Genomic DNA, 25,670 nt, shown 5'->3' with positions numbered 1-25,670 from the left:
ACACATACATCTACATTCGTACAATTGTATGTGTATGGATGGCCACGCGTAGTGTCAACTACCCACGGGTAAGGTGGTCGGCAGCGACAGAGGTGTATAAGAGCCAGACCCACACGTCCACCGCCGGGCTGCCGGCCGGCCTCTGGGGCCGGGCCGAGCAGCAGGACTTCCGCAGCCGGGTCCGGGGGTCCCTGCTCGGCGCCGCCCTCGGGGACGCGCTCGGCGCGCCCGTCGCCGGCCTCTCCCTCGACGGCATCCGCGAGGCGCACGGGCCGGCGGGCCTGACCGACCCGGCCCCCGCCTACGGCCGGCGCGGCGCGGTCACGGCGTCCACGCAGCTCACCCTGTTCACGGTGGACGGCCTGATACGCGCCCACGTACGCCGGGACACCGGCGCCTGGCACCCGCCCACCGACATCCACCGCGCCTACCTGCGCTGGGCCGCGACCCAGCACGACTGGGGGCCCGACGAACGCCGCCCGGACAACGGCTGGCTGGCCCGCGAGGAATGGCTCTACGCCCGCCGCGGCCCCGACCGCACCTGCCTGACCGGATTCGGCGACGACGTCCTCGGCACCCTCGACAGGCCCAAGAACCCCACCGCCCGCGACGCCGCCGCGACCGTACGGTCCTCCCCGTTCGGCCTGCTGGTCGGCTGGGACCCGGCGCTCGTCCTGCAACTCGCCGTCGAGTGCGCCGCGCAGAGCCACGGCCACCCCACCGCCTACCTGTCGGCCGGCGCCGTAGCCGTCATCGTCCACGGCCTGTCCCGCGGCGACGCCCTGGAGCCCGCCGTCCGGCGGGCGCTCGCCCTCCTCGCGCCGCGGCCGGGCCACCAGCCGGTGGCGGACGCGCTGCTGCGGGCCCTGGCCGCCGTCACGGACGGCGTTCCGTCACCCGAGATCGTCGAGTCACTCTCCCCGGGCGACGGCCGTGACGCCGTGCCGCCGCCCGCCGAGGACGCGCTGGCCGTGGCCGTCTGGTGCGCCCTGGTCGCCGAGGACGTACGGCACGGCCTGCGGCTCGCCGTGAACCACGGCGGCGACTCCACCGCGACCGGCGCGCTGTGCGGGGCGCTGCTCGGCGCCCTGCACGGCGAGACGGCACTGCCGGCGGCCTGGCTGGCCGAACTGGAGGGCCGGGCCACGATCCTCGAACTCGCCGACGACTTCGCCCTGGAAATGACCCAGGGCCCGTCCCTGCACAGCCCGACCACCTCCTCCCCGGCCTGGCTGGCCCGCTACCCGCGCGGCTGACGCCTGCTGCGCGCCCTCCCCGCCCCGTCCCCGGTACCACGATCGGTGCGCGCGCGGACCGTACGCTGGTACGGAAGGAAGGGACTACGCGATGCCCATCAGCGCCGACGAAGCCCGGAAGACCCTGTTCACCCTCATCGAGCGCGTCAACAGCGAGCACGCTCCGGTCCGCATCAGCTCCGAGAAGGGCGACGCGGTCCTGATGTCGGCGGACGACTACGACGCATGGCAGGAGACGGTCTGGCTCCTGCGCTCGCCCGCGAACGCCCGCCGCCTCATGGAGGCGGTCGCCCGCGACCGCGCCACCGCGACGTCCGTCACCAGGACCATGGCGGAGTTGCGGGATCTGGCGCGTGAGGAGTGAGGAGCAGCCACGTCAGCCACGTCATCCCTGTCGTGCAGCGCGACGGCGCCACTGCTCCGGCTGAGCCCGGCCGCCCCGCCGCCCGGCCCGGATGCGTCAGCCCTCCGTGGCGGCCGCCTGCCGCTGCTGCGCCGGCACCCGTACGGTGATCAGGTCTCCGACCCCCGCCACCTCGTTCAGCGCCTGCGCGAGCGCGAGCAGCACCTTCCGTACGGACTCGATCTCCGCGCGCAGCTCCGCGGCCCGGGCCCAGCGGCGCTCGTGCGCCACCGGATCGACGTGGTCGCCGCGCGACGCCTCGTGTGCCGTGAGGAGCGGATGCCACTTGCTGAGCAACGGACGGATGGAAAGGTTCAGGACATTGACCGCCAGCAGGCCGAAGCTCACGTTACCGGGCTGCACGCGTGGCGCCACCGCCGGCCCGTAGCGCCGCAGGATCTCCCGGGTCGTCGCGAAGACCGTGTAGAGGGAGGACAGCGCCTCGCGCAGTAATCCCTCGTCCTCGCCCAGCTCCACGACCGAGATGCGGGTGGCGAGTTCGACGTACAGCTCCCACGCGGCCTCCCGTTCGACGTCCACGGGCTCCCATGTACCGCTGATCTCACCCACGAACGGGATGGCCAGCTTGACCGATACCTCCTGCGGTGCGAAGCCACTGCCGCGCCGGCGCCGCCCCAACCTCTGTCGCAAACCCATCCCCCGAACCTTCCCCCCGTCCCAACCCTCCATGCCACCCTACGAGTTGCGTGGGATTTACGGGCAAGTACGGGACGTCAAGGGGGACGGTCTTGGAACGCGACGCCTTCATCTCCTACAGCCACAAGGCCGACGTCCCGCTGGCGACCGCCCTCCAGAAGGGCCTCCACGACATCGTCCGGACCCCGTGGCTGCGCCGCCCGGGACTGAAGGTCTTCCGCGACACCACCAGCCTCGGCGCCAGCCACGACCTCGGCTCCGCCATCACCGCCGCCCTGGCCGGTTCCCGCTACTTCGTCTACCTGGCCTCCCCGGAGGCCGCACAGTCCAAGTGGGTCCGCAAGGAGATCGCGTACTGGCGCCGCAACCACGGGCTGGACCACTTCCTCATCGCGCTCAGCTCCGGAACGATCGCCTGGGACGACACGGCCCGCGACTTCGACTGGACCCGGACGGACGCCCTCCCGGAGGAACTCAGCTGGGCGTTCACGACCGAGCCGCTCTGGGTGGACCTGCGCGCCTACCGGGCCTGCGACCCCGCCGAGCGCTCCATGGCCCCCGGAGCCGGCTTCCGCGACCGCGTCGCCACCCTGGCCGCGCCCCTGCACGGCCTGAGCAAGGACGCCCTGGACAGCGAGGACCTGCGCCTGCAGCGCAAGGCGGTCCGGGTCCTGCGCAGCGGCGTGGCCGTCCTGTCCGCCACCACCCTGATCGCGGCGGGCGCGGGCGTCTTCGCCTGGCAGCAGCGCAACGAGGCAGTGTCCCGCGCCCGTACGTCGGCCTCCCAGGCCCTGGCGGCCCGCGCCCTGGAGGCTGCCCAGACCGACCCGCGCAAGGCGGCGCAGTTCGCCCTGTACGCGGACGCGGTCCGCCGCACGGGCGAGTCGGCGCAGGCCCTGGGCCGGGCGGTGGCGGCGAACGACAACGTGGGGCGGCACTTACAGGCGGGCAGTGAGGCCGTCGCCAGCTACCGGGGGGCCGGCACCATCCCCCCGACCAAAGTTGCTGTCAGCAGGGACGGGAACATGCTGGCCTACTACTCGTACTTCGACAGCTCCGACAGCTCCGGCAGCCCCGACACCTCTGCGGCGCCTGATGACACGCGGCTGCACATTCACCTGTACGACATCCGGGCCGGCCGGACTCTGCCGCCCCTTGAGGGCATCAGCTGGCGGACGCTGGACGGCGGTGAGCTCGAGTTCAGTGCGGACGGCCGACTGCTCGCCGTGGAGACGGCCATCAACCGGCTGGAAATCTGGGACGTCGTCGAGCGGAAGCGGCTGCAGGCTCTGACCGCCAGCGACAGCGGGAACCTGTCCAACGCCCACATGGGGCTCCGTGCCTTCGCATTCTCCCCGGACGGTCAGCGGGTGGCCGCCAGCTTCTACGCCACTCCTTCGGCCGACGACTACCACCTCACCGTCTGGGACGCCGCAACCGGGCGCGTCATCCACGACATGAAAGCGAGCCCGGACCGGATCGGCCTTGCCTTCGACAAGGACAACCGTCTGCACGTCCTCGACACCGGCAACCGTACGCTGCGCAGCCTCGCCCGGGACAGCGAGTCCTGGGGCGCACCACGTGAGCTCCGCCGTCTTCCCGAGAACCTCCAGTACCCCTCGCTCTCGAACGACGCCACCAAGGTCTCCTTTCCGGAGATCCTCAACGTCCAAAAGGCCGAGGTGTGGGACCTGGTCAAGGAGGAGCGCGTGGATGCGGAGCAGTGGGCCCTCTTCCCGTCGGGTGGCGGGCCCATCTTCGCGGCCAAGCAGAAGGAGGTGGCCGTGTACGACGAGGCGACGCGGAGCCGACGCGTGCTCGCATCCTTCAGCTGGCCGGTGCTGAGCCAGTCCGCGTCCGCAGACGGCCGTTGGGTTGCCGCCGGCTCCGAGGACGGGGCGGTGTCCTTGTTCTCCACCCTCAGCATGCAAGGCGGGACGCCCGTGCCCAACGAGCACGGTGTGAAAGGGAGCGAGCTCACGCCCGACAAGCGGTTCGCCTTCCGTGACGAAGCGGACGGCACGGGCCTGTGGGCGGTGACCGGTGCGGGGGTGAAGCGCCTGGGGCGGATCCCCGTACGACTGGGCCGGACGGTCAACTTCAGCGACACCGACTCCGTGATCGCAAGCTCGGACGGCACACGGGCCGTAGCCGTGCAGGGGGAGAAGCTCTCGCTCTGGAACCCGGCCAGCGGGAAGGAGATGAGGCCCCCGCTGGAAGCCGGTGAACACCTCCTGCCGCTCTCCTTCCTGCCGGACGACATCCACATCGTCGCGGCCGGAGAGGACGGGCTCAAGGTGATCGACACGCAGTCCTGGGAGGTCCGCCAGTCCATCCCCGGCGACGCAGGTGTCGGAAGTTCGGTCATCGAACCTATCGTCAGCGCTGACCGTACGACCGTTGCTCTCATGGACGACGGCGGGCTGTCGGTCTGGCGGTGGTCCGAGGACCAGCGCCTCTCCGTCGTACGGAAGGCCGCCGTCGCCGGCAGCATGAGCTACGACATCGCGCTCAGCGGCCACGGCGACAGGGCAGCGGTGATCAACATGGATGACCGGATCACGATGGTCGACGTCCGGACCGGGCACACCGCCACGAGCACGGGCGTCCAGAGCCGAGGCAACCGCCGCATGGCTTTCAGCCAGGACGGAACCTTCGTCATCCAGGCGGTGGGCAGCGGCAAGAACATCTCCCTGCAGTTCTGGGACGCCGTGTCGGGCGAAGCCCGCGGGACCTGGTCACTCCAGGACCAGACCTCCGACACGCCAGTCCCGGAGCTCCTCTCCGCCGCCGACGGCTCCGTCCTCGCGTTCGCCGCCGACGGCACCCTCGTCCGCCGCGCCACGGACCTCGCCTCCTGGCGCAAGGTCCTGTGCGACCTGGCCCCCGACCCACTCCCCCAGAACGAATACGACCGCTACCTCAAGGGCATAGACATCCCCGCGCCCTGCCGCCGCCGCGACTCCTAGGAGCGCGACCCGTGCGACGCGACGCCTTCATCTCCTACAGCCACAAGCGCGACCTCGCCCTCGCCGCCGCCGTCCACGGCCGCAACCCCTCACATGAGCGCTCGCACCGCCACCACAAGCATCCCGCTACTGGATGGCAGCGCGGCACAGAGCTATCAGGGCAGCGACGCAACCAAGGTGAGTGAGGCCGAGGAACACCCATTCCACGGGGCCCATACGCCACCGCTGACGGGCCAGCACCCGCCACTCGTACGCGGTCGCTGCGGCGGCAAAGGCCAGCAACGGCGCCCACAGCAGGGCCCACCAGGACCAGATGTCAACGAACCGGAGGACGGCGCACACGGCCCCGACGAGGAAGGCGACCAGTGTCCATCCCGGCTTTTGCTGCTCCTGGGCGGACTGTGGTGCGGCTGACGTTCGACTCACGTCTGTGATCCTTTCTCGGAAGGCCAAATATTGAAGGGGCGTGCCGCAGCCACGGCCCCGACGAATGGTCCCGCGGACGGCTTGAATCGCCGCTGCCGAGGCGTGTCGGCCATCCCCTCGCCCAGGCGGAAAACGACCGCTACCTGGGTGACCTCGACGTCCGCGCCCCCTGCCGGAGCTAGGGGTTACGCCCTACCGTGGCCGGGGCCGGTTACCTGACGGAGGTGTCAGTACGTATGCGGATCGCCACCACCATCTTCCTGACCGATCTGACGGTCACGCCCGTCCGGATCGCCCGGGCCCTTGAGGAGCGGGGGTTCGGCGGGCTCTATCTGCCCGAGCACACGCACATCCCGGTCGACCGGGACACCGCCGCGCCCATGGGCGGCGACCTGCCCGAGAGCTACGGGCGGACCCTGGACCCGTTCGTCGCGCTCGGGCAGGCCGCCGCCGTGACCGAGCGGCTTCGGCTGGGGACCGGGATCACGCTGGTCGCCCAGCACGACCCGATCGCCCTGGCCAAGCAGATCGCGACCCTGGACCACCTCTCCGGCGGGCGTTTCACCCTGGGCGTCGGGTACGGGTGGAACGTCGAGGAGGCCACCGACCACGGCGTCGACTGGGCCACGCGCCGGGAGCTGGTACGGGACCGGATGGCGCTGATGCGTGCCCTGTGGGCGCCCGAACCCACCGCGTACGTCGGGGAGTTCTGCTCGGTCCGGGCCAGCGCCGCCCACCCCAAACCGGCGCAGGCACCCCGCGAACTGACCGCCGGCCTGCTCCTGCACGGCCCCCGCACCCTCCTCGGCGGGACGGCCGGCCCCAAGCTGTTCGCGGCGGTCGCCGACCACGCCGACGGCTGGATGCCGATCGGCGGGCGCGGCCTGACCGAGTCCCTGCCGGTGCTGCGCCGGGTGTGGGAGACGGCCGGCCGCGATCCCAAGGCGCTCCAGGTGGTCCCGTACGCGATCCACCCCAGCCCCGGCAAGCTCGCCCACTACGCCGACCTCGGCATCGAGGAGGTCGTGGCCCAGCTCCCCTCCGGAGGGGAACGGGAGGTGCTGCGGGCCCTGGACGAGCTCGCCCAGTACCTTTGACTTCCGACTTCATGGCCGTCCCAGGGCGAGAAGGTCTTGGGACCCTCAGCCGTCAGGGGTCGGGTTCGCAGCGGTGACCGGGTCGGCGGCGTGGATGAGCTGGCGGAGCGCGCCGAGGTAGACCTCGTGGTCGACTACGGCGTTGAGGACCGTGGCGAGCTGTCCGGTCAGCACCGGGAACTGCTCCGGGTCGAGTGCGGCGAGGGCTTGACGGGTGGCGGCTTGGGCTGCCTTGGGGTTGCGGTGGTTGACGAAGCTGGCGCTGCCCAGGGTCTTCAACTGTTGAACGATTCGCTTAGGGATCCTTGTTGATGCTGCATAGCAAGGTTGGTGTGGATCTGTAGGTAATCCGGCGATCTGTCGTGCGATTGTGTGGGGTTCATGCTGGTTTGGAGTGTCCGGTCATGATGCGGTCGTAGGGTCCGTGGTCATGGAGCTTCTTCGTTTGGCTGTGGCCGCGCGCAGGGTGGGTGTGCACCCGGGGACACTGCGGCTGTGGGCGAACGAGGGCAAGGTCCCGGTGGTGTGGGTGGGCCGGGAACGGCGTTTCTCCATCGAGGCGTTGGACGCGTTGACGGGGAGTGCGGCGGCGTCGGCTGAGCGGCGTGAGGCGCTGTATGTGCGGGTCTCGGGCGCCAGCGGGCAGGAGTCGTCCCTGGCTGCGCAGGAGGCGGAGTTGCGGGCCTCGGCATCGGGCGTGGTGGTCGCGGTGTTCCGGGACCGGGCCTCGGGGCTGCGGGAGTCGCGTCCGGGCCTTGACCGGTTGCTGAAGCGGGCCGTGGCGGGGGAGTTCACCCATGTACGAGTCACGCATCGTGACCGTCTGGCCCGGTTCGGTGCGAGCTGGTTGATCGAGGTGCTGGCTCATCGCCAAGTGGCGGTCGAGGTCCTGCACGCCGGGGGCACGGCTGGGGGCATGGAAGAGCTGCTGAATGACTTCATGTCCCTGGTGGCCACCTTCGCCGGACGGATGTACGGGCTGCGCTCGCGTGAGGCGCGGCGTCGGCTGCTGGCCGAGGCCGATGGGCGGATCGGCGATCCTGCCTCCGGTACCGGCCCCGGCAGCGGAGGTCGGGGTTGCTTCCCTGCTCCCGAAGCCGAAGCCGAAGCCGTGCGGGTGGGGGACGGCCGTGGCTAGGTTGATGGCGACGGCCACGTGCACCGCCTTCCGGGCCGTCCTGGAGGATGGCGGTCTGCGGGTCGGGCAGCGGGTGCTGCACGAACGGGTGGGTTTCCTCAGCGTCTTGTGCCGGGATCTGACAGCTGAGCTGGTCGCGGCCCGGTGGGACGAGACGTCCCTGGACGCGCTGGCCGCCGGGGTGGACGAGCGGGGCGAGCCGCTGCCGTCCAAGGGCTGGATGGCCGTGCGTCGCCTGGGCTGGAACGCCCCCGGCCCAGCTCCAGCTCCTGCTCCTGCTCCTGCTGGGTGTGCCGGGGCGGGCAGGATGGCGGGGGTGTATGTGTCGGACCGGGTGCGGCGGGCGGGTGAGGAACAGGCGGCCCGCACGCTGCGGCTGGCCCTGCACCGCCGGGTCGTTGTCGTGGCGCTGCTGGCGACGTGGCCCGCCGATCCCTGCCGGCGCACGCAGGCGGAGTGGGCCGCGTTGCGCGCAGAGCTGCCCGCTGGGGTGAGCGGGGCGGAGATCCGTAACCGGACACGGCAGATCCGCAACTTCGCCTGCGCGCACCAGGGGCGCCTGCCATCGGGGCTGTGCGAGCTGGAGGACCCGCCGGCGGTGGCCGCTTTGGTGCTGCTGGCGGCGATGGACCGCCAGCAGACCACCTGCGAGCGCCTGGACGCGGCCGGTGCCCGGCTGCGGGTGAAACTCCCGCTGTGTGCCGCCCCCCGCTCCCGAGGGGACTGGGCCTGGCACGTCATCGACCTGCATCTGCCGGCCACCGTCGAGCCGGACGCGGTCCTGCACGCCCCGGCCCTGCGTGCCACCCCCACCGGCCGCATCGCAGTCGACCTGCCGCACTCCAGGCCGGTGGCCACCGCCCCGGCTACCGGGCACACCGTGGCGGTCGGTTTCGACTGGGGTGTGAACACCCTGCTCACCGGCGCCGTGGGCCGCCTGGCCGGCCGGGGCGAGACGGCGCGGGTGGTCACCGACGGGCGGCCACTGATCTTCGACGCCACCGCGATCAGCGCACAACTGCACCGGCTGCGCACCCACCGCGAACACTTGGCCGCCAAACGTGACCACTACATGGCGCTCGCGGCCGGGCTCGGCGCCCCGCACCGTACCTGGGGCCGGCTCCTGGACCGGGCGGCGGTGCTGGAGCGCGAACATGTCCGGGTATGTGCCCGCATCCGCCACCTCAATGACGCACTGGCGTGGGCGGCCGCCCGCTGGGCCGTCGACCAGGCAGCCGCGCTCGGCGCGTCCGTGATCTACCTCGAAGACCTGGCCACCCTTCAGGCACGCGGCCGGCGGCGGGGCAATGCCCGGCTGTCCGGGCAGGTGCGTGGCACCGTGGCCGAGGCGATGCGGCACCTGGCCGCCAAGAGGGGCATCGCGGTGGTCACCGTGCCGGCCCGGGGCACCTCCGCGCGGTGCCCCCGGTGCCTGGGGACACTCGGCCACCATCCTGCCCCCGACCGGCTGGGCGAGCGCGGCTGGAAATGGGCCCACTGCCCTGGCTGCGGCCTGTCCCTGGACCGCGACCACGCCGCCGCCCGCCGCATCGTCTCCCGCGGCCTGCTCGCCCAGGCCCACACCATCACCGAGTGCGCCACCGGCACCCGAACCATCCGCACTACCGTCGACGGCACCGTCACCGTCGTGCGCCGCCCGAAGAAGACCACCCGCCGCCTGCGCCGCGCCCGCCGCGCGGCCACCCTCCCCGCCCGGCCGCCCGGGCCGAAGACCACCCCGGGCAAAGCCCGGCCCACACCGGCCCGGCCCACACCGGCCCGCCGGTCACCAACTTCCCACCGTACGCCCGATGTGCGTACGGTCCCCGCCACCACCCCCACCAGGGCGGTAAAGCGTCCGGCGGGGCATGACACCCAGACCCCCGCCCCCATCTCGGGGCGCGGGTCAGGTCATGGAGTACCCGCCCCACCCTGGCCGGAGCCTCCTCCGGCCAGGACAGGGCGGCTCTCCCGCGAAACCTGTCGGCGGCGTACCCACGCCGTCGAGCGGACCGGCTTCCACCACGCGCACGCCACCGAAGTCCACCCCCTCACCCCGAGGTTCGGACCCCACGGCAGCAGCCCACGGCCACGCCGCGCCCGAAAAGCCTGAAACCCTCAGGCACACACAGAGTTTCCGAGACGCTTCCATCTCCTTACGGAGGCGACATGCCCCGCACCACGGCACTCGACCCGCTGTTCACTGCGGTGGACACGGAGTCATTAACCGACCGGCACCTGGCCACCCTCGCCGCCGGGACCCTCGCGGCCGCCCGCGTGCCCCGCTTCCTCGACCCCGCCGCGTGCGCCGCGGCGATGGTGACGCTTGGCCGGCTGCCCACCGCCGACTACGACCCGGCTCGGGTGCCCACCCCGATCCTCCGGTTCGGGCCGGCCCTCAACGACTACCGCGACCAGGACGGCCGACTCGACGCCGGGCGGTACTGGCGAGACGCCGAGGCCGCCCGCGCCGCCTGGCAGCGGGCCGGGATGCGCCCGGATCCGATCGCCGTCTCCATGGCCCGCCTCGGCTCCGCCTGGGGCGCCGCCGTCACCGCCGCGACCATCGGCGGCAGGGCCGTCTTCGGCGGCACCCTGCGCGAGATCAACGCCGGGGCCCTGATCCACTACGACGACATCGGCCGCGAGTTCCCCGACGGCCTCTTCGATCAGGAAGTCCTCGCCCAGCTCGCCTTCAACGTCTGGGTGTCCGTGCCCGCGGCCGGCGGGGCGACCACCATCTGGCGCCGCCGCTGGGAACCCGCCGACGAACAGCACCGGCACGCCTACGGCTACCAGCCCGAGACGATCGCCCACTGCCAGCACGTCAGCCTGACCCCGCAGCTCGGCGACGCATTGCTGTTCAACCCCAACAACTTCCACGCGGTCGAGCCGAACCCGGGTAGGCGCAGGATCGCGTTCGCGTTCTTCGTCGGCCTGACCACCACCGGCCAGCTCATCGCCTGGTCGTGACCCCTTCTCATCGCAGGAGCAACACGGTGCACACCCTCACCTACGGCGACATCAAAGCCGCCACTGACCGAATCGCCGGGCGCATCCGCCCCGTCGCCCTGGCCCCGGTCGACCCGAGCGCGATCCGTACCGCTCACCGCGACCCCCTGGACGACCGGCCCGAGCAGCCCTGCGAGGTGTGGCTGGCGCTGGAGTTCATGCAGCACACCGGATCGTTCAAGGCTCGCGGCGCGCAGAACTTCATCCAGGCCCACCGCGACGCCGACACCCTCCCCGACGCCGGGGTGACGATCGCCTCCGGGGGCAACGCCGGCCTGGCGTGCGCCTGGGCCGCCCAGCAGCAGGGCGTACGAGCCACCGTCTTCCTGCCCACCACCGCCCCGGCGGTGAAGGTGGCCAAGCTCCGCGGCTACGGCGCCGAGGTGCGGCTGGTCGGCGCGGAGTACGCGGAGGCCCTGGCCGCGTGCGAGGAGTTCGCCACCGCCACGGGCGCGCTCGCCTCCCACGCCTACGACCACCCGCTCATCGCGGCCGGGGCCGGCACCCTGTTGGAGGAGATCCACCAGCAGATCCCCGACCTGGACACCGTGGTCGTCGCGGTCGGCGGCGGAGGCCTCTTCGCCGGCGTCGCCACCGCAGCCCAGCACCACGGCATCCGCACCATCGCCGTGGAACCGGAAAACTGCCGCGCGCTCAACGCCGCCCTGGAGGCCGGCCACCCGGTCGACGTCCCCGTCGACTCCATCGCCGCCGACTCCCTCGGCGCCCGCCGCACCTCCACCATGGCCCTCACCGCCGCCCGCCAGGACCGCGTCCACTCCGCACTGGTTGCGGACAGCGAGATCGTCCGCGCCCGCCAGGCGCTCTGGGACCACCGCAAGGTAGCCGTCGAGCATGGCGCCGCCACCGCTCTGGCCGCGCTCACCGCACCCGACCGGCACCGCACCGACCGGGAGCTTCTGACGAGCTCGGCCGCTCCCACCCGCAGCTACCGACCCGGAGGCGGCGAGAAGGTGTGCGTGGTCCTCTGCGGCGCCAACACCGACCCGGCAGACCTTCGCCAACAGGAGGAATTGCGTTAGACGCAACACCACGTGCAGTGACGGAACAGCCGTTGCTGCTGATCGCGCCACTGCGCGTCGACTTCCACGGCCCCGGGTACGCGGTCTGAGAATCGCCTCCCCGGCGGTGGAGCACGGACCCCGCCGCCTGTGGGACGCCGTCGAGGCTGCCTACCGGTGGTGGGAGGGCAAAGGCCGGCCCGCACTGTCCCGGTTCGGTCTCACGGCCGGCCCGGATGGTGTTGAACCATGGCTGGACGACCCCGGCAACACCGTGCCCGAAGCCCGCCCGCGGTAGGGAGAAGACGGCGTGGAAGACAGCAACAAGCCCAAGCAGCCCCCGCGCCGCAACAGCCTGGAAGCATGGGCGGCCCGCCGGGAGAGGCGCCGTCAGTCCGATCACTGGCTGACCGGCACACGCCGCGTCATCCCCCTCACCAACGGGGGAGGAGCCTCCCACCGCAATCCCGACGCACCGCGCCTCCTCCTCGAACGACAGGGAGACACCGGCAGATGGGAGCCGGTCGGCGTCGCCAACGACCACGCTGAGGCCGCCGCCTGGCTGACCAGCTGACCGGCTCCGAGTGGTCCTCTGCGGGCCATGCTGCCAGAGGCCTCCGCCTGCCCCGTCACGCGTCCGTGAAGGCTGGGGCACTGGCCAAGGTCATTGGTAGGAGGTCCATCCGCCCGTACCCCTCCCGCCCCTACGCCGCCGCTCTCAGTTCCGCCCAGACCGTTTTGCCCATGGCCCGGTCCACCGCGCCCCACGCGTCCGCCAGCGCCTCGACCAGCGGCATCCCGTAGCCGTCCGCCCGGACGCACGGGCGCCGGTCGCGGCGCGCGTCGGCGACCTCGATGCGTAAGACCCCGCCGAGCAGGCTCACCCGCAGCTCGAAGTCCCGTCCAGGGACCCGGCCGTGGGTGATGGCGTTGGTGGCGAGTTCGGCCGCGATCAGGGCGGCGGCGTCGGAGGTGGGGCTGGTGTACGGGATACCCCAGTCCTCCAGTTGGAGCAGGAGGAGATGGCGGGCGAGGCGGGCGCCGCGCGGGGTGGAACTGAGACGCTGCGTGAACACGCATGCGAACGGCCCGGCGGGTCGGGCGGGTGCGGTCATGATCCCAATCTGCAGTGTGGCCAGGGGATTTGGACAGTGGACCTACCCGTACAAACCATCTGTACGGGTCGAGTACCTGGACAGTCGGAGTCACCCACCGTGAGGATGCGTGCGAGGGAGGTGACCGTCATGACGACTGTCGTGCACGACGACGACGGCGGCGAGCAGGAGAACGAGGTCAACCTGGATGAGGAGCTTCGCAGCTTCGGCCGCCTGATCAAAGCGTTTCGGAAGAAGACGGGGCTGACGCAGCAGGACCTCGCCGAACAGATCCGCTATTCGGTGGAGTACGTGGGGTCGGTCGAGCAGGGACGCCGCCATCCGTCCGAGCGGTTCGTGGCGCGGGTGGAGGAAACTCTGGGGGCCTACGGGGTCATCCACACGGCCTTCCGTGAGGTGAGCCGGCGCCGGGGGATGGCCGCCTGGTTCCTCCGCTGGGCCGAGCTGGAGGACGGGGCGCTGACCCTGAACACCTACGAATGCCGGGTGGTCCCCGGGCTGTTACAGACGGAGGACTACGCACGGGCACTGATCCGCAACGTCCCGCCGCTCCCGGACGCCGAGGAGGAGCAGGCCCGTGTGCAGGTCCGGCTGGCCCGGCAGCAGTTGCTGCGACGGACGCCGTACGTCCAGTTCAGCTTCATCATCGAGGAGGCGGTGCTTGAGCGGCAGATCGGCGGGCCGGAGGTGACCGCCGCGTTGCTGGACCACCTGCTGCTGTGCGCCGCACTGCCCAATGTGGACCTCCAGATCATGCCGAAGGTCTGCCACGACCATGCCGGGACCGACGGCTCCTTCCAACTGTTGGAGACCGAGGAGAACGAATGGGTGGGGTACATCGAGGGACACAAGACCGGGCGGGTCATCTCTGACCCGAAAGCTGTCAGCGTCCTCCACCAGCGGTATGCCAAACTTCGCATTCAGGCGCTCAAACCGGCCGAGAGCATGAGCCTGTTGAAGGAGATGCGAGGTTCACTGTGAATGACTCCCAGTTGCGGTGGTTCAAGAGCAGCTACAGCGGCAGCGAAGGTGACAGCTGCGTCGAAGTGGCCCTCTCATGGCACAAGTCGACGTACAGCGGCAGTCAGGGCGACGACTGTGTCGAGGTCGCCACATGCGCCGACACCGTGCACGTCCGTGACTCCAAGGTCACCGAGGGCCCGCAGCTTGCCCTGGACCCCCGCGCCTGGGCGACGTTCGTCGAGGCAGTGACCGCCTGAGGTCAGCGCCAGAACTGGGCCAGGGCCGCCTCCTTGTACGGTGTCGAGCTGACGCTCAGTTCGCCCGCGAAGGGGCGGTCCAGGACGAGGACGAGCAGCAGGCTGAAGCCGATCAGGGCGGCCACGGCCGAGACGAACAGCAGCTGCATCCGCAGGCTGCGCAGGCCGAACAGGAACGTCAGCGGCAGGATCACCAGTGCGCCGCCGTACACGAGGACCTGGAGCAGTACCGGCAGGGACTGTTCGGCCATGGTGATGCGGGCGCGCCGTTGGCCCGCCGCGTCGTTGAGGCGGGCGGCGGCCTCGTCGTAGAAGGTCTGGGCCCGGGCGGTGGCCGGTTCGTACGCCTGGAGGGCCGTGTACATGGCGTGGGTCTGGTCGCTGGTGGCCGCGTAGCTGGGACGGCCGGCGCGCATCCTCGGCCACTGGACCTCCACGACGGCGTGGACGTAGTCGCTGACCGCGCGTTCGACGCGGGCCCGGTCGGCCGGTGGGAAGACCTCGGCGCTGCGGACGACCAGCGCGAGGTCGGTGGCCTCGTCGGCGACGACGTTCTGGGTGTTCTCCATCTGCGTCCACAGGGTGACGACGACGAAGGCCAGGATGATGCCGTAGATCGCGCCGAACATGCCGAGGGTGACGCCGACCATCTCGTTGTGCTCGCCCTTTGCGAGGTGGGGGTAGCGGCGGCGCGCGGCGAGGCTGCCGGCGACGGCCAGCAGGACGAGTCCGCCGACGAGCAGGACGCCGAGGGCGAAGGTGCTGAAGGTGTTCAGTAACCACAGGGACATGCCCTGATCAACGAGCCTGCCGCGGGTAGGCGGCGGCTCTCGGGCGGGCTGACCGGGCCGGACGGGGTGACGCCCGGCCCGGCAGGCTGACGCCGGGGGGACCCGGGGCGGACGGACGGTACGCCGGCCGGGTCAGTGGCCGCCGACCGACGGGGCCTTGGGGAGGCCGGCGCCGAGGGCTCCGCCGGCGCCGCCCAGCGTGGAGGTGGCCGTGGTGCCGGTGGCTGCGGTGGTCACGTCGAGGGCGGTCTTCGCCTCCTTGACCGTCTGGTCGGGGTGGTCGGCCATGGTGCCGAGCCGCTCGGTCAGCGGTGGGGCCTGGGGGAAGCCGTCGGCCTGGGCGGCCGGGGCCAGGGCGAGGGCGGCGCCGCCGGAGAGGACCAGGGCGGTCAGGGCGCGCTTCACGGCCTTCCGCGCGCCGTGCGTACCGGGTGCGGCGGGCGCGGCGGGTGCGTTCTGCGTGTTCTGTGCGGTCATGGGCTGTCCAACGAGGCCGCCCGGGCGCCGGTCACCCCCGGACTCATCCCCCGGACTCCTCCCCCGACTCGCCCCCGCACACGCTCCCGTACACACCGCGGCCCCGGATCGGTGAGGGGTGATCCGGGGCCGGGGTGTGTCCGAGACGGCGAGGTCAGTCTTCGACGACCAGGGCCGGGGTGGAGCGGGTGAGGACCTCGCCGCGGAAGAAGGCCGGGCTGCGGCGCGCGGTGATCTCCATGATGACCAGACCCAGGGCCAGCAGGCCGACGCCGATCAGGAAGACGTTGCCGATGCCCACGCCGGGGAGGGTCGAGCCGGAGCCGTAGGCCGGGTCCCAGGCGTCGTACAGGGTCTTGAGGAAGACCGCGGCGAGCAGCAGGCCGCCGAGGACCGGGAAGACGCCCTTGAAGAACAGGTCCCGGGCGGAGCGGCGCAGCTCCTTGCGGAAGAACCAGGCGCAGGCGAAGGCGGTCAGCGAGTAGTAGAAGCAGATCATCAGACCGAGCGCGAAGATCGTGTCGGTGAGGACGTTCTCGCTGACGAGGGTCATGACCGTGTAGAACGCGCCGGTCGCGACGCCCGCCATGACCGTGGCCCGGCCGGGGGTCTTGAAGCGCGGGTGGACCTTGGCGTACGAGGGCGGCAGCGCCTCGTACGTGGACATGGCCAGGACGGTGCGGGCCACCGGGATGAAGGTGGTCTGCAGGGAGGCCGCGGCGGAGGCCAGGACGGCGACGAAGAGCAGGATGCCGAGGACCGGGCCCATGACGGGGCCGGCGAGGACGGCGAAGACGTTGCCGGAGTTCTCCTCGTTGCCCAGGCCCAGGCCTTCGCTGCCGGAGCCGACGGCCATCTGGGCGGCGACGCCGGTGGCGAGGTAGGAGCCGACGAGGACGACCATGGCGAGGAGGGCGGCGCGGCCGGGGGTCCTGGCGGAGCCGACCGTCTCCTCGTTGGTGGTCATGCAGGTGTCCCAGCCCCAGTACATGAAGATCGACAGCGAGAGGCCGGCGGTGAAGGCCGCCATGGACTCGACGGCGAAGGGGTTCATCCACTGCCAGGAGAAGTCCAGGCCGGTGTCGAAGGTGCCGGCGGCGGCCTTCTGGAAGGCCATCGCGACGAACACGGCGAGGACGACGAGCTGGAGGCCGACGAGTGCGTACTGGACGCCCTTGGTGGCGGTCATGCCGCGGTAGCTGATCGCGGTGGCGATGGCGATCAGGGTGAGGCAGGTGGCGATGTGGACGAGCTTGTTGTCGTCGAGGGCGGCGACCGACGGACTGTTCGTGATCTCGCCGGCCAGGAGCCAGAAGTAGGAGGTGGCGACGCCGGCCAGGTTCGACAGGACGATGATCGTGGCGATCACCAGGCCCCAGCCGCACATCCAGCCGATGCGGGGGCCGAAGGCCTTGACGGTCCAGGTGAAGGAGGTGCCGCAGTCGGGCACGGCCTTGTTGAGCTCGCGGTAGGCGAAGGCGACCAGGAGCATCGGGAGGAAGCCCGCGAGGAAGACGGCGGGCATCTGGAGGCCGACCTCGCCGGCGGTGGACCCGAGGGTCGAGGTGAGGCAGTAGACGGGGGCGACGGTCGAGATGCCGATGACGGCACTGCCGACGAGGCCGACGGAGCCCTTGCCGAGGCCCTTGCCGCGGACGTCGCCCTCGGGCACGCCGCCTACCGTGTCTCCGGCCTGGGGCCGAACGTCCAGCTGTGTCATGGGTCAGGACGGTAGAGCGTGCGGTTTCCACATCCGGAGGGCTCGGATCCGGGTCGGGTCCTGGGTTACCGGGGGTTCGAGGACCTTCGAATTTCGAGGACGAAAGCCTTAACGATCTATTGATGAAAGGTTCACCGTCGCGGCGGCCGCAGTTTCAAGGGGCCCTCAAGGGGTGACCTTCAAGGGTTTCGGCATGCGGAAACCGCAGCAGTGCCCGTTTTGCCCGATTCAAAACTTTCCCGTGGGAATTTTCGCGGCCGCAGGGACGGGGCTCCTGCCCCGTCCCTGCGGCCTTCCCGGGCCTTCCGGGCCCGCGCCCGTCGGAATGCGTACGTCGGACGCGTAGGTCACCGCCGCCTACGTCGTCCAGACGATCGACTGGATCTCGCTGTAGGCGTGCAGCGCGTACGAGCCGACGTCCCGCCCGACCCCCGACTGCTTGAAGCCGCCGAACGGCGCCTCCATGTTCCGGCCGATCGTGTTGACCCCGACCCCGCCCGCGCGCAGCTGCCGGGCCACCCGGAAGGCGCGGGCCACGTCCCCGGACCAGACGTAGCTGAGCAGGCCGAACTCGCTGTCGTTCGCCAGCGCGACCGCCTCCTCCTCCGTGTCGAAGGGGACCACCACGACGACCGGGCCGAAGATCTCCTCCCGGACCACCCGCATGTCGTTGGTGCAGTCCGCCAGCAGGGTCGGCGCCACGTAGAAGCCCTTGCCGAAGCCCTTGCCCGCCGGGCCCACCACCGGGCGCTCACCCCCCGCCACGACCCGCGCGCCCTCCTTGCGGCCGAGCTCCACGTACGACTCGACCCGGTCCCGGTGCGCGGCGGAGATCACCGGGCCGACCACCGTGCCCCGGTCCGCCGGATGGCCGACCGTGAGGTGGGAGGCGTAGCCGGCCAGCCGGGCCAGCAGGGCGTCGTGGACGGAACGGTGCACGAGCACCCGGGTGGGCGCCGTGCAGATCTGCCCGCTGTAGAAGGAGAAGGTCGTGCCGATGCCGCGTACGGCCGCGTCCAGGTCCGCGTCCTCGAAGACGATCGCCGCGCCCTTGCCGCCCAGCTCCATCAGCTGCCGCTTCATCGACCGCCCGCACACCTCGGCGATCCGCCGGCCCACGGCGGTGGAGCCGGTGAAGGACACCATGTCCACGTCCGGGGAGTCGACGGCCGCCTCGCCGACGGCGACCGCCCGGCCGCCGACCACGTTCACCACCCCGGGCGGCAGGCCCGCCTCCGCCAGCGCCTCGGCCATCTTGAACACCGACAGCGGGTCCTGCGGCGCCGGCTTGACCACCACGGTGTTGCCCATGGCCAGCGCCGGGGCGACCTTGCCCGCCGGATTGGCCCACGGATTGTTGTAGGAGGTGATGCAGCTGACCACGCCCACCGGCTGGCGCAGCTCCAGCGCCCCCAGCACGCTCGCCGCGCCCATCGGGCCGGCCTCGGTCACCTGCGGCGCCAGGCCCTTCTCGACCGGTTCGAGGGCGCCGCGCGCGTACCGGCGGAACCGGGCCACGCCCACCGCGACCTGCATGCCCCGGGCGATCGCGGTCGGCGCGCCGGTCTCGGCCCGGGCCAGTTCCGCCCACGGCTCGAACGCGCGCTGGATGGCGTCGGCGGCCCGGTCCAGGATCGCCGCCCGCTCCTCCGGCCGGGTCCGCGACCAGGCCGGGAAGGCCTCCCGGGCCGCGCGCGCCGCCTCGTACACCTGCTCGCGGGAGGCCTCCGGTGCCAGGCCCACCACCGACTCGTCGGCCGGGTCGACCACCTCGTAGTGGCCGCCCGCCGGCTCCACCCACTCGCCGCCGATGAACAGCCGGCTCACCGGGTGCTCACCGTCCGGGTGTCGCGGCCCGAGCGCAGCACGCGGCCCGGGACCGCGCCGGTCACCTGGTCGTCGCGGACCGTCTCGACGCCGCCCACGCGTACGGAGACGATCCCGATCGCCCGGGAGTCCAGCCGCGGGCTGTCGCCGGGCAGGTCGTGCACGAGCGTGGCCGGGCCCGCCTCGATCCGCTCAGGATCGAACAGGACCAGGTCCGCGTGCCAGCCCTCGGCGATCCGGCCGCGCTCGCGCAGCCCGAACAGCCGGGCCGGGTCGTCGGTCAGCATCCGCACCGCCTGCTCCAGCGGCACCAGCTTGCGGCCGCGCAGGCAGTCGCCGAGGAAGCGGGTCGTGTACGGCGCCCCGCACATCCGGTCCAGGTGCGCGCCCGCGTCCGAGCCGCCCAGCAGGACGTCCTCGTGCTGCCAGGTCTCGGCGCGCAGCGCCCAGCTCGCCGGGTCGTTGTCGGTCGGCATGGGCCACAGCACGGTGCGCAGGTCGTCGCCCGCACAGATCTCCACCAGGCACTCGAAGGGGTCCTGACCGCGCTCGGCGGCGATGTCCTCCACGACCCGGCCGGTCAGGCCGGCGTTGGCCTCGGTGTAGGTGTCGCCGATGACGTACCGGCCGAAGCGGGCCAGCCGCCGGAACACCCCGGCCTCCTTGCTGTCGGCGCGGCGCAGCATCTCGGCGCGTACGCCGGGGTCGCGCAGCTTCGCGATCCGCTCGGGGACGGGAAGGCCGAGGACCTCGCCCCAGCCGGGGATCAGGTTCAGGGCGCAGAAGGTGCCCAGCGACATGTTCATGGGGGTGAGGATCGGCATGGTCAGGGCCACGATCCGGCCGCCCGCCTTGCGGGCCCGCTCGCTGGGCACGAGCTGGCGCGGGACGCGCTCGGGGACGGCGGCGTCGACGGTCAGGACGTTCCAGTTCAGCGGGCGTCCGGCGGCGGCGCTCATCTCCACGAGGAGGTCGATCTCGTCGTCGGAGAACTGGTCCAGGCAGCCGGCGACGATCGCCTCCAGCTGGGTGCCCTCGTGCTCGCCGACCGCCCGGGACAGGGCGATCAGCTCCTCGGGGCGGGCGTGCCGGGAGGCGACGGGGCTGCCGGCGCCGTCGGAGTGGGTCGAGGACTGGGTGGTGGACAGGCCCCAGGCGCCGGCGTCCATGGCCTCGTGCAGCAGGTCGGTCATCTGCCGCAGCTGCTCGGGGGTGGGCCGGCCGCCGACGGCCGCCTCGCCCATCACGTACCGGCGCAGCGCGCAGTGGCCGACCATGAAGCCGGCGTTGACGGCGATACGGCCCTCCAGCGCGTCGAGGTACTCGCCGAAGCCGGACCAGCTCCAGTCGACGCCCTCCTCCAGCGCCGCCAGGGCCATGCCCTCGACCTTGCTCATCATGCGGCGGGTGTAGTCGGCGTCCTCGGGGCGGTCGGGGTGCAGGGGCGCGAGCGTGAAGCCGCAGTTGCCGGCGGCGACGGTGGTCACGCCGTGGTTCATGGACGGCGTGGCGTACGGGTCCCAGAACAGCTGGGCGTCGTAGTGGGTGTGCGGGTCGATGAAGCCGGGGGTCAGGACGAGGCCGGTGGCGTCCTCGCTGGTGCGAGCCTCCTCGGTGACGGTGCCGGGCTCGGCGATGACGGCTATGCGGCCGTCGCGGAGGCCGATGTCTGCGACTCGGGCTGGGGCGCCCGTGCCGTCCACGACGGTGGCGCCCTTGATCAGGTGGTCGAGCATTGCGTCCCTTCCGGTTGGACTGGGGCTCCGCCCCAGACCCCGCGCCTCAAACTCCCCCAGCTACCGCTGGGAGGTGCCCCCAGGCGGGGCTGGATATGGGCTGATGCCGGCCCTGGACCGCCGCGCCGCGCCGCGCCTATGAGACGGGCATGAGCCACATCAAGCCCCGCCGGCGATTGAGGCGTGGGGGTACGGGGGCGAAGCCCCCGCAAATGCCCCGGCCAGGGGCGGGCAGGGGGCCGGCCGCGGCCCCAGCACCACCTCCGGCCGGGGCCGGTACGGGGCGGCGGTCCGGGAAGACGCCGCCCCAGCCTGTCAGGCGGAGGCTTCGCGGAAGCGGGTGGTGCGGTGCACCGGGTCCGTGTCGATCTTCGGGATCACGTGCTCGCCGATCAGCTTGATCGTGGTCATCGTGTCCTCGTACGAGACCCCGGTGGGCAGGCCGAAGGACAGCTGGTCGGCGCCCGCCTGCTCCCAGCGCTTGCACTGGGCGAGCACCTCGGAGGGGTCGCCGCAGATCAGCAGCTCCTCGGCGATGAGCAGCTCGATGATCTCGGCGTTGTACTCGGGGAGCGTCTCGGGCCACTGCGGGATGGCCTCGGGCCGCGGGAAGGTGTCGTGGTAGCGGAAGACCAGCGACTGGAAGCGGTTCATGTCCGCGTTGACCGCGATCTCGACGGCCTTGTCGTGGGTCTCCGCGCAGATCGCGGTCGAGGTGACCATCACGTTGTCGTTGACGAAGGCGCCGATGGCCTTCGCCTCGCGGATCGCCGTCTTGTACTGCTCCAGCACCCACTCCATGTCGGAGACCTTCTGCACGCTGAAGCCGAGGACGCCCAGGCCCTTCTTCGCGGCCATCGCGTACGAGGACGGGGACCCGGCGGCGTACCACATGGCCGGGTGGGCCTTGCCGTACGGCTTGGGGAAGACCTTGCGCGGCGGCAGCGACCAGTGCTTGCCCTGGAACCCCTCGTACTCCTCCTGGAGGAACATCTTGGGGAACTCCGCGATGGTCTCCTCCCATATCTCCTTGGTGTGGTTCATGTCCGTCACACCGGGCAGGAAGCCGAGGATCTCGTGGCTGCCGGCGCCGCGGCCGGTGCCGAACTCGAAGCGGCCCTTGGAGAGGTGGTCGAGCATGGCGACCTTCTCGGCGACCTTCACGGGGTGGTTGACGGGCGCCAGGGGGTTGAAGATGCCGGAGCCGAGGTGGATGCGCTCGGTGGCGTGGGCGAGGTACCCGAGGAAGACCTCGTTCGCCGACAGGTGGGAGTACTCCTCCAGGAAGTGGTGCTCCGAGGCCCAGGCGTACTTGAAGCCGGACCGGTCCGCCTGGATGACGTATTCGGTCTCCTCGACCAGCGCCTTGTGCTCTGCCTCGGGGTCGACCTTGGAGCGCGCCTCAGGCACGTATCCCTGCACGAAGAGCCCGAATTCCACGGATGTTCACCGTCCTTTGATTTCTGACGCATCGTCAGATCGATGGGTCCGACTGTTCCACCGGGGGTGCGCGGCGTCAATACCTGACACTTCGTCAGCCCCGGAGGGTCTCGGCGCGGTCAGAGCACGCTGACGCCGGCCATCCAGCCGCCGTCGATGACGAACGGCTGGCCGGTGATGTAGGAGGAGTCCTCGCTGGTCAGGAAGAGGGCGAGGCTGGCGATCTCCTCCGGCCGCCCCACCCGGCCCAGCGGCACCACCCGCTTGTACAGCTCCGCCATGGCGTCGCGCGCCTCGTCGCCGAGGTTCTCCGGGTCCAGCAGGCCGGGGTTGGCCATCGGGGTGTCCACGGCGCCCGGGCACATGGCGTTGACCCGGATGCCCTTGGCGGCCAGCTCCAGGGCGGCCACCCGGGTCAGGCCCACGATCGCCGCCTTGGTCGCGGCGTACGCGCCCACGTACGCCATGCCCGTCAGCCCCGTGTACGAGGACGTGTTGACGATGGTGCCGCCGCCGGCCGCCTCGATCTGCGGGGCCACGTGCTTGATGCCGAGGAACGACCCGACCTGGTTGACCCGGACCAGCTCCTCGAACTCCGCCAGCGGGGTCGCGGTCAGCTCGTTGAAGCGCAGGATGCCCGCGTTGTTGACCAGCCCGTCGACCCGGCCGAACGCCTCCAGCGCGGCCGCGACCACCGCGGCCCAGTCCTCCTCGCGGCTCACGTCCAGGTGCGCGTACTGGGCCCGGTCGGCGCCCAGCTCCTTGGCCACCGCCTCCCCCTGCGCGTCCAGTACGTCGCCCAGCACGACCTTGGCGCCCTCGGCCGCGAACAGCCGCGCCTCCTGCTCGCCCTGCCCGCGCGCCGCGCCCGTGACGATCACGACGCGGCCGTCCAGCTTGCCCATGCGGTGCTCCTTGGTCATCAGTCGTTGAGGTGGCGCTGGTCGTCGAGGTGGGGCTAGTCATTGAGGTGGGGCGCCACGTCCGCGCCGAAGGCGGCGATCTGGTCCACGAGCTCGGCCCGGTCGCGGCTGCGGAAGCGCACCTGGATCTGATCGACGCCGAGCCGGGCGTACTCCCGCAGGCTCGCGGCGAGCGCCTCGGGCTTGCCGGTCAGGGTGCGCCGGCCGGTGTCCCAGCCGGGCTCGCCGACGTACAGGGCCTCCGTGATCGCGCCGATCTCGATCGGCTCGGCGATCCCGGCAGCCTCGCGCAGCTCGCGGATGCGGGCGATCTGGGCCGGCAGCTTCTCGCGCGGGTCGCCCTGCGGAAGCCAGCCGTCCCCCCGGACGGCCGCCCTGCGCACGGCGGCGGGCGAGGAGCCGCCGACCCAGACCGGAACCCGCTCCTGGGTGGGCCGCGGCAGCTGGCCCAGGTCCTTGAAGGAGAAGGCCCCGCCCTCGAACTCGGGGAACTCCTCCGGCCCGAGGGCCGCCCGCAGGGCGTCGAGGCTCTCGTCCAGGAGGGGGCCGCGGCGGTCGAAGTCGACGCCGAGGACCTCGAACTCCTCCTGCACGTGCCCGGCCCCGACCCCCAGGACCAGCCGGCCGCCGGAGAGGTGGTCGAGGGTGGCGTAGCTCTTGGCACTGAGCAGCGGGTGGCGCAGGGCGACGATCGCGACGTGGCTGAGCAGCCGCACCCGCTCGGTGATCCCGGCGAGGTAGGCCAGGGTGGCCACCGGGTCGTACCAGACCGTACCCATGGGCCCGGCGAGGCGCCGGGGTATCGCCACGTGGTCGCACGTGGCGAGGTACCCGAACCCGGCCCGGTCGGCCGCCCGCGCCACCGCGGCGAGGTCGGCGGCGGTCGCCGAGGCCTCCCAGGGTTCGGCGTAGAGGGTGCTCTGGGACTGGACCGGGAGCTGCATCCCGTAGGCCAGCCGACCTTCTTCGAACACGCGCGCCATGCCGCCACCCCGCCCTGATCCAGATCCAGATCCGGGTCTGATACAGAATCTGAATCAGACCCGGATCTGACGTCTCGTCATATGAATGCCGCGGGGGCCATCGTCATAGCTGACGAGTCGTCAGGCAAGGGGTCGGAGCGAACCGGATCACGTCTTAGAAGCCGGCAGGACCCATGACGATGACCGGTCGGGCGGCCGGGTCGAGGACCTGCAGGATCCTGCGCATCCCCTCCTTCGGGATGCCGACGCAGCCCTGGGACGGGCCGTCGTGGTCGACGTGCAGCCAGATGTTGCCGCCCATCCCCTCGCCGTGCGGCTTGACCGGATCGAGCGGGGAGCGGCCGGGGCGGCGGTTGAAGTCGATGGCGACGACGTAGTCGAAGGCGCCGGCGAGCGACTCGCCGTTCACACCCCGGCCGCCGGGTACGTAGAGCCGGTCCTGGTCGTACGGCAGCCGGGTGCCGGGCGGCTTCGGCAGCAGGCCCCCCGCGTCGGTGAGGGAGAAGACCCCCTCCGGGGAGGTCAGGTCCCCCCGGGAGCGGCGGCCCTCCGCGGACCAGCCCCGGGCGCCGTTGCGGGCCGACCAGGTCTCCAGCGGGGTCCAGGCCGCGGACGGGTCCGGGCGGGTGTAGAGCGTGGCGATGCCCTCGGAGGAGCCGCGGCCCTTGCCCGCGACCAGGACGAGCTGGCGGGACTCGGCCGGGATCCGCGCGCGGGTGCGCTCGCTGACCCCGGACAGGCCCTGGTCGGCCGGCAGGGCGGGGCCCTCCAGCAGGGCGTTGCCGTCGGGGGTGGCGGCCGGGACGTACGCGGGGTCGGCGCGGCCGGCCGGGTCGGTTCCGGCACCGGTGCCGGAACCGGTGCCGACCCGCGGTGACGACGCGGGAGGCCGCGCAGGCGGCTGCGCGGGCGGCCGGTCGTCCCGTGCGGCCTGCATGGTCGGGGCGTCCACCCGGTCCTGGACGGCATGGATCCACCCGGCGCCGAACGTCAGCAGGCCGAGGCCCGCGGTCAGGGCGAGCAGCCTGGGCATACCGGACCGGGGGCGGGAGTACTTGTTGCTCCGGGCGTGCATACTCATCGCGCCGACCGTACAACAGCGGATGTTTGTGGTCGTTCAGGTGTTAACTTCCCCCGGGGTGGTGTGTCGGAAATTTCGGATGTGGTGGGGCCGGGCAGAGCCGGCCCTGCCGGGCCGTCAGGCGGCCTGGCAGGCAGTGCGCCACCGCGACGGCGACCGACGGGCGGGGCGGCGGCGGGCCGTCAGCCGACGGGCGCAGTGGCGGGCGCGGCGGCCGCAGGGGGGCGCTGGTTTTTTTTTATAACTTAGGGGTGCGTGCCGATTAGGCGATGACAGCACGAGGCTGTCCCTGTCGCTTAGATACATATGACGCGTCATATGATCTTACTAGTGAACTTCGTGAGTATGTATCTATTGTGGAACAAGCTAAGAGGAGA

At 71.7% G+C, this 25,670-nt stretch carries 24 protein-coding genes; 11 read left to right on the top strand and 13 right to left on the bottom strand.

Annotated features, from left to right (window positions below; all coding sequences use genetic code 11):
• Nucleotides 1–92: 92 nt before the first annotated feature.
• Complete coding sequence (locus GPJ59_RS13780) at nucleotides 93–1,256, top strand: ADP-ribosylglycohydrolase family protein (RefSeq protein ID WP_308120283.1); 1,164 nt, start codon at nucleotides 93–95, stop codon at nucleotides 1,254–1,256.
• Nucleotides 1,257–1,347: 91 nt separating this feature from the next.
• Complete coding sequence (locus GPJ59_RS13775) at nucleotides 1,348–1,620, top strand: type II toxin-antitoxin system Phd/YefM family antitoxin (protein ID WP_219667385.1); 273 nt, start codon at nucleotides 1,348–1,350, stop codon at nucleotides 1,618–1,620.
• Nucleotides 1,621–1,716: 96 nt separating this feature from the next.
• On the opposite strand, the gene GPJ59_RS13770 is transcribed toward GPJ59_RS13775, so the two are convergent.
• Nucleotides 1,717–2,316 (bottom strand): hypothetical protein, encoded by a 600-nt coding sequence (locus tag GPJ59_RS13770; RefSeq protein WP_219667384.1) that lies wholly within the window; start codon nucleotides 2,314–2,316, stop codon nucleotides 1,717–1,719.
• 92 nt (nucleotides 2,317–2,408) lie between these two features.
• Between GPJ59_RS13770 and GPJ59_RS13765 the strand changes: the two genes are divergently transcribed.
• A complete protein-coding gene (locus GPJ59_RS13765) occupies nucleotides 2,409–5,285 on the top strand; it encodes a TIR domain-containing protein (RefSeq protein WP_219667383.1) in 2,877 nt (958 codons plus the stop codon).
• Between the two features lie 126 nt (nucleotides 5,286–5,411).
• Here the strand turns inward: GPJ59_RS13765 and GPJ59_RS13760 are convergent, their stop codons facing one another.
• Nucleotides 5,412–5,711 (bottom strand): hypothetical protein, encoded by a 300-nt coding sequence (locus GPJ59_RS13760; protein ID WP_219667382.1) that lies wholly within the window; start codon nucleotides 5,709–5,711, stop codon nucleotides 5,412–5,414.
• A gap of 236 nt (nucleotides 5,712–5,947) precedes the next feature.
• On the opposite strand from GPJ59_RS13760, the gene GPJ59_RS13755 reads away from it, so the two are divergent.
• Nucleotides 5,948–6,808: a TIGR03619 family F420-dependent LLM class oxidoreductase gene (locus tag GPJ59_RS13755; protein WP_219667381.1), complete on the top strand. Its 861-nt coding sequence runs from the start codon at nucleotides 5,948–5,950 to the stop codon at nucleotides 6,806–6,808.
• Between the two features lie 45 nt (nucleotides 6,809–6,853).
• On the opposite strand, the gene GPJ59_RS13750 is transcribed toward GPJ59_RS13755, so the two are convergent.
• A complete protein-coding gene (locus GPJ59_RS13750) occupies nucleotides 6,854–7,087 on the bottom strand; it encodes a hypothetical protein (RefSeq protein WP_258024348.1) in 234 nt (77 codons plus the stop codon).
• Between the two features lie 151 nt (nucleotides 7,088–7,238).
• On the opposite strand from GPJ59_RS13750, the gene GPJ59_RS13745 reads away from it, so the two are divergent.
• From GPJ59_RS13745 to GPJ59_RS13725, 5 genes are all read left to right on the top strand, one after another.
• Entirely contained in the window at nucleotides 7,239–7,946 is a 708-nt protein-coding gene (locus GPJ59_RS13745) for an IS607 family transposase (protein ID WP_219667380.1), read from the top strand.
• Nucleotides 7,947–7,950: 4 nt separating this feature from the next.
• A complete protein-coding gene (locus tag GPJ59_RS13740) occupies nucleotides 7,951–10,059 on the top strand; it encodes a zinc ribbon domain-containing protein (protein WP_219667379.1) in 2,109 nt (702 codons plus the stop codon).
• Between the two features lie 56 nt (nucleotides 10,060–10,115).
• Nucleotides 10,116–10,919 (top strand): proline hydroxylase, encoded by an 804-nt coding sequence (locus GPJ59_RS13735; protein WP_219667378.1) that lies wholly within the window; start codon nucleotides 10,116–10,118, stop codon nucleotides 10,917–10,919.
• A gap of 26 nt (nucleotides 10,920–10,945) precedes the next feature.
• The gene (locus GPJ59_RS13730; protein ID WP_219667377.1) at nucleotides 10,946–12,001 is read left to right on the top strand and encodes a threonine/serine dehydratase; all 1,056 of its coding nucleotides are present in this window, start codon (nucleotides 10,946–10,948) and stop codon (nucleotides 11,999–12,001) included.
• A 289-nt stretch (nucleotides 12,002–12,290) separates the two neighbouring features.
• The gene (locus GPJ59_RS13725) at nucleotides 12,291–12,554 is read left to right on the top strand and encodes a DUF6087 family protein (protein WP_219667376.1); all 264 of its coding nucleotides are present in this window, start codon (nucleotides 12,291–12,293) and stop codon (nucleotides 12,552–12,554) included.
• 130 nt (nucleotides 12,555–12,684) lie between these two features.
• On the opposite strand, the gene GPJ59_RS13720 is transcribed toward GPJ59_RS13725, so the two are convergent.
• On the bottom strand, nucleotides 12,685–13,095 hold the full coding sequence (locus tag GPJ59_RS13720) for an ATP-binding protein (RefSeq protein WP_219667375.1): 411 nt from the start codon (nucleotides 13,093–13,095) through the stop codon (nucleotides 12,685–12,687).
• Between the two features lie 129 nt (nucleotides 13,096–13,224).
• Here GPJ59_RS13720 and GPJ59_RS13715 point away from each other — a divergent pair, with 129 nt between their 5' ends.
• A complete protein-coding gene (locus GPJ59_RS13715; RefSeq protein ID WP_258024347.1) occupies nucleotides 13,225–14,076 on the top strand; it encodes a helix-turn-helix domain-containing protein in 852 nt (283 codons plus the stop codon).
• Complete coding sequence (locus GPJ59_RS13710) at nucleotides 14,073–14,315, top strand: DUF397 domain-containing protein (RefSeq protein ID WP_219667374.1); 243 nt, start codon at nucleotides 14,073–14,075, stop codon at nucleotides 14,313–14,315. Before GPJ59_RS13715 ends, GPJ59_RS13710 begins: the two co-directional genes overlap by 4 nt.
• A gap of 2 nt (nucleotides 14,316–14,317) precedes the next feature.
• Here the strand turns inward: GPJ59_RS13710 and GPJ59_RS13705 are convergent, their stop codons facing one another.
• The 9 genes from GPJ59_RS13705 to GPJ59_RS13665 form a co-directional block, all read right to left on the bottom strand.
• On the bottom strand, nucleotides 14,318–15,106 hold the full coding sequence (locus GPJ59_RS13705; RefSeq protein ID WP_219667373.1) for a bestrophin-like domain: 789 nt from the start codon (nucleotides 15,104–15,106) through the stop codon (nucleotides 14,318–14,320).
• Between the two features lie 132 nt (nucleotides 15,107–15,238).
• Nucleotides 15,239–15,583, bottom strand: a complete 345-nt coding sequence (locus GPJ59_RS13700; RefSeq protein WP_258024346.1) for a hypothetical protein — start codon at nucleotides 15,581–15,583, stop codon at nucleotides 15,239–15,241.
• 154 nt (nucleotides 15,584–15,737) lie between these two features.
• Nucleotides 15,738–17,303 (bottom strand): APC family permease, encoded by a 1,566-nt coding sequence (locus GPJ59_RS13695; protein ID WP_219667372.1) that lies wholly within the window; start codon nucleotides 17,301–17,303, stop codon nucleotides 15,738–15,740.
• A 357-nt stretch (nucleotides 17,304–17,660) separates the two neighbouring features.
• A complete protein-coding gene (locus GPJ59_RS13690) occupies nucleotides 17,661–19,130 on the bottom strand; it encodes an aldehyde dehydrogenase family protein (RefSeq protein ID WP_219667371.1) in 1,470 nt (489 codons plus the stop codon).
• Nucleotides 19,127–20,866, bottom strand: a complete 1,740-nt coding sequence (locus GPJ59_RS13685) for an N-acyl-D-amino-acid deacylase family protein (RefSeq protein ID WP_219667370.1) — start codon at nucleotides 20,864–20,866, stop codon at nucleotides 19,127–19,129. Before GPJ59_RS13685 ends, GPJ59_RS13690 begins: the two co-directional genes overlap by 4 nt.
• 315 nt (nucleotides 20,867–21,181) lie before the next feature.
• Nucleotides 21,182–22,306, bottom strand: coding sequence for an LLM class flavin-dependent oxidoreductase (locus tag GPJ59_RS13680; protein WP_219667369.1), 1,125 nt, complete (start codon nucleotides 22,304–22,306; stop codon nucleotides 21,182–21,184).
• 119 nt (nucleotides 22,307–22,425) lie between these two features.
• Nucleotides 22,426–23,211, bottom strand: a complete 786-nt coding sequence (locus GPJ59_RS13675) for an SDR family NAD(P)-dependent oxidoreductase (protein ID WP_219667368.1) — start codon at nucleotides 23,209–23,211, stop codon at nucleotides 22,426–22,428.
• 53 nt (nucleotides 23,212–23,264) lie between these two features.
• Nucleotides 23,265–24,212: a TIGR03619 family F420-dependent LLM class oxidoreductase gene (locus tag GPJ59_RS13670; protein WP_219667367.1), complete on the bottom strand. Its 948-nt coding sequence runs from the start codon at nucleotides 24,210–24,212 to the stop codon at nucleotides 23,265–23,267.
• Nucleotides 24,213–24,366: 154 nt separating this feature from the next.
• A complete protein-coding gene (locus GPJ59_RS13665; RefSeq protein WP_258024345.1) occupies nucleotides 24,367–25,293 on the bottom strand; it encodes a hypothetical protein in 927 nt (308 codons plus the stop codon).
• Between the last annotated feature and the right edge of the window lie 377 nt (nucleotides 25,294–25,670).

Source organism: Streptomyces bambusae, assembly GCF_019400985.1.
GTDB lineage: Bacteria > Actinomycetota > Actinomycetes > Streptomycetales > Streptomycetaceae > Streptomyces > Streptomyces bambusae_A.
This window is presented reverse-complemented; position numbering and strand designations above follow the sequence as displayed.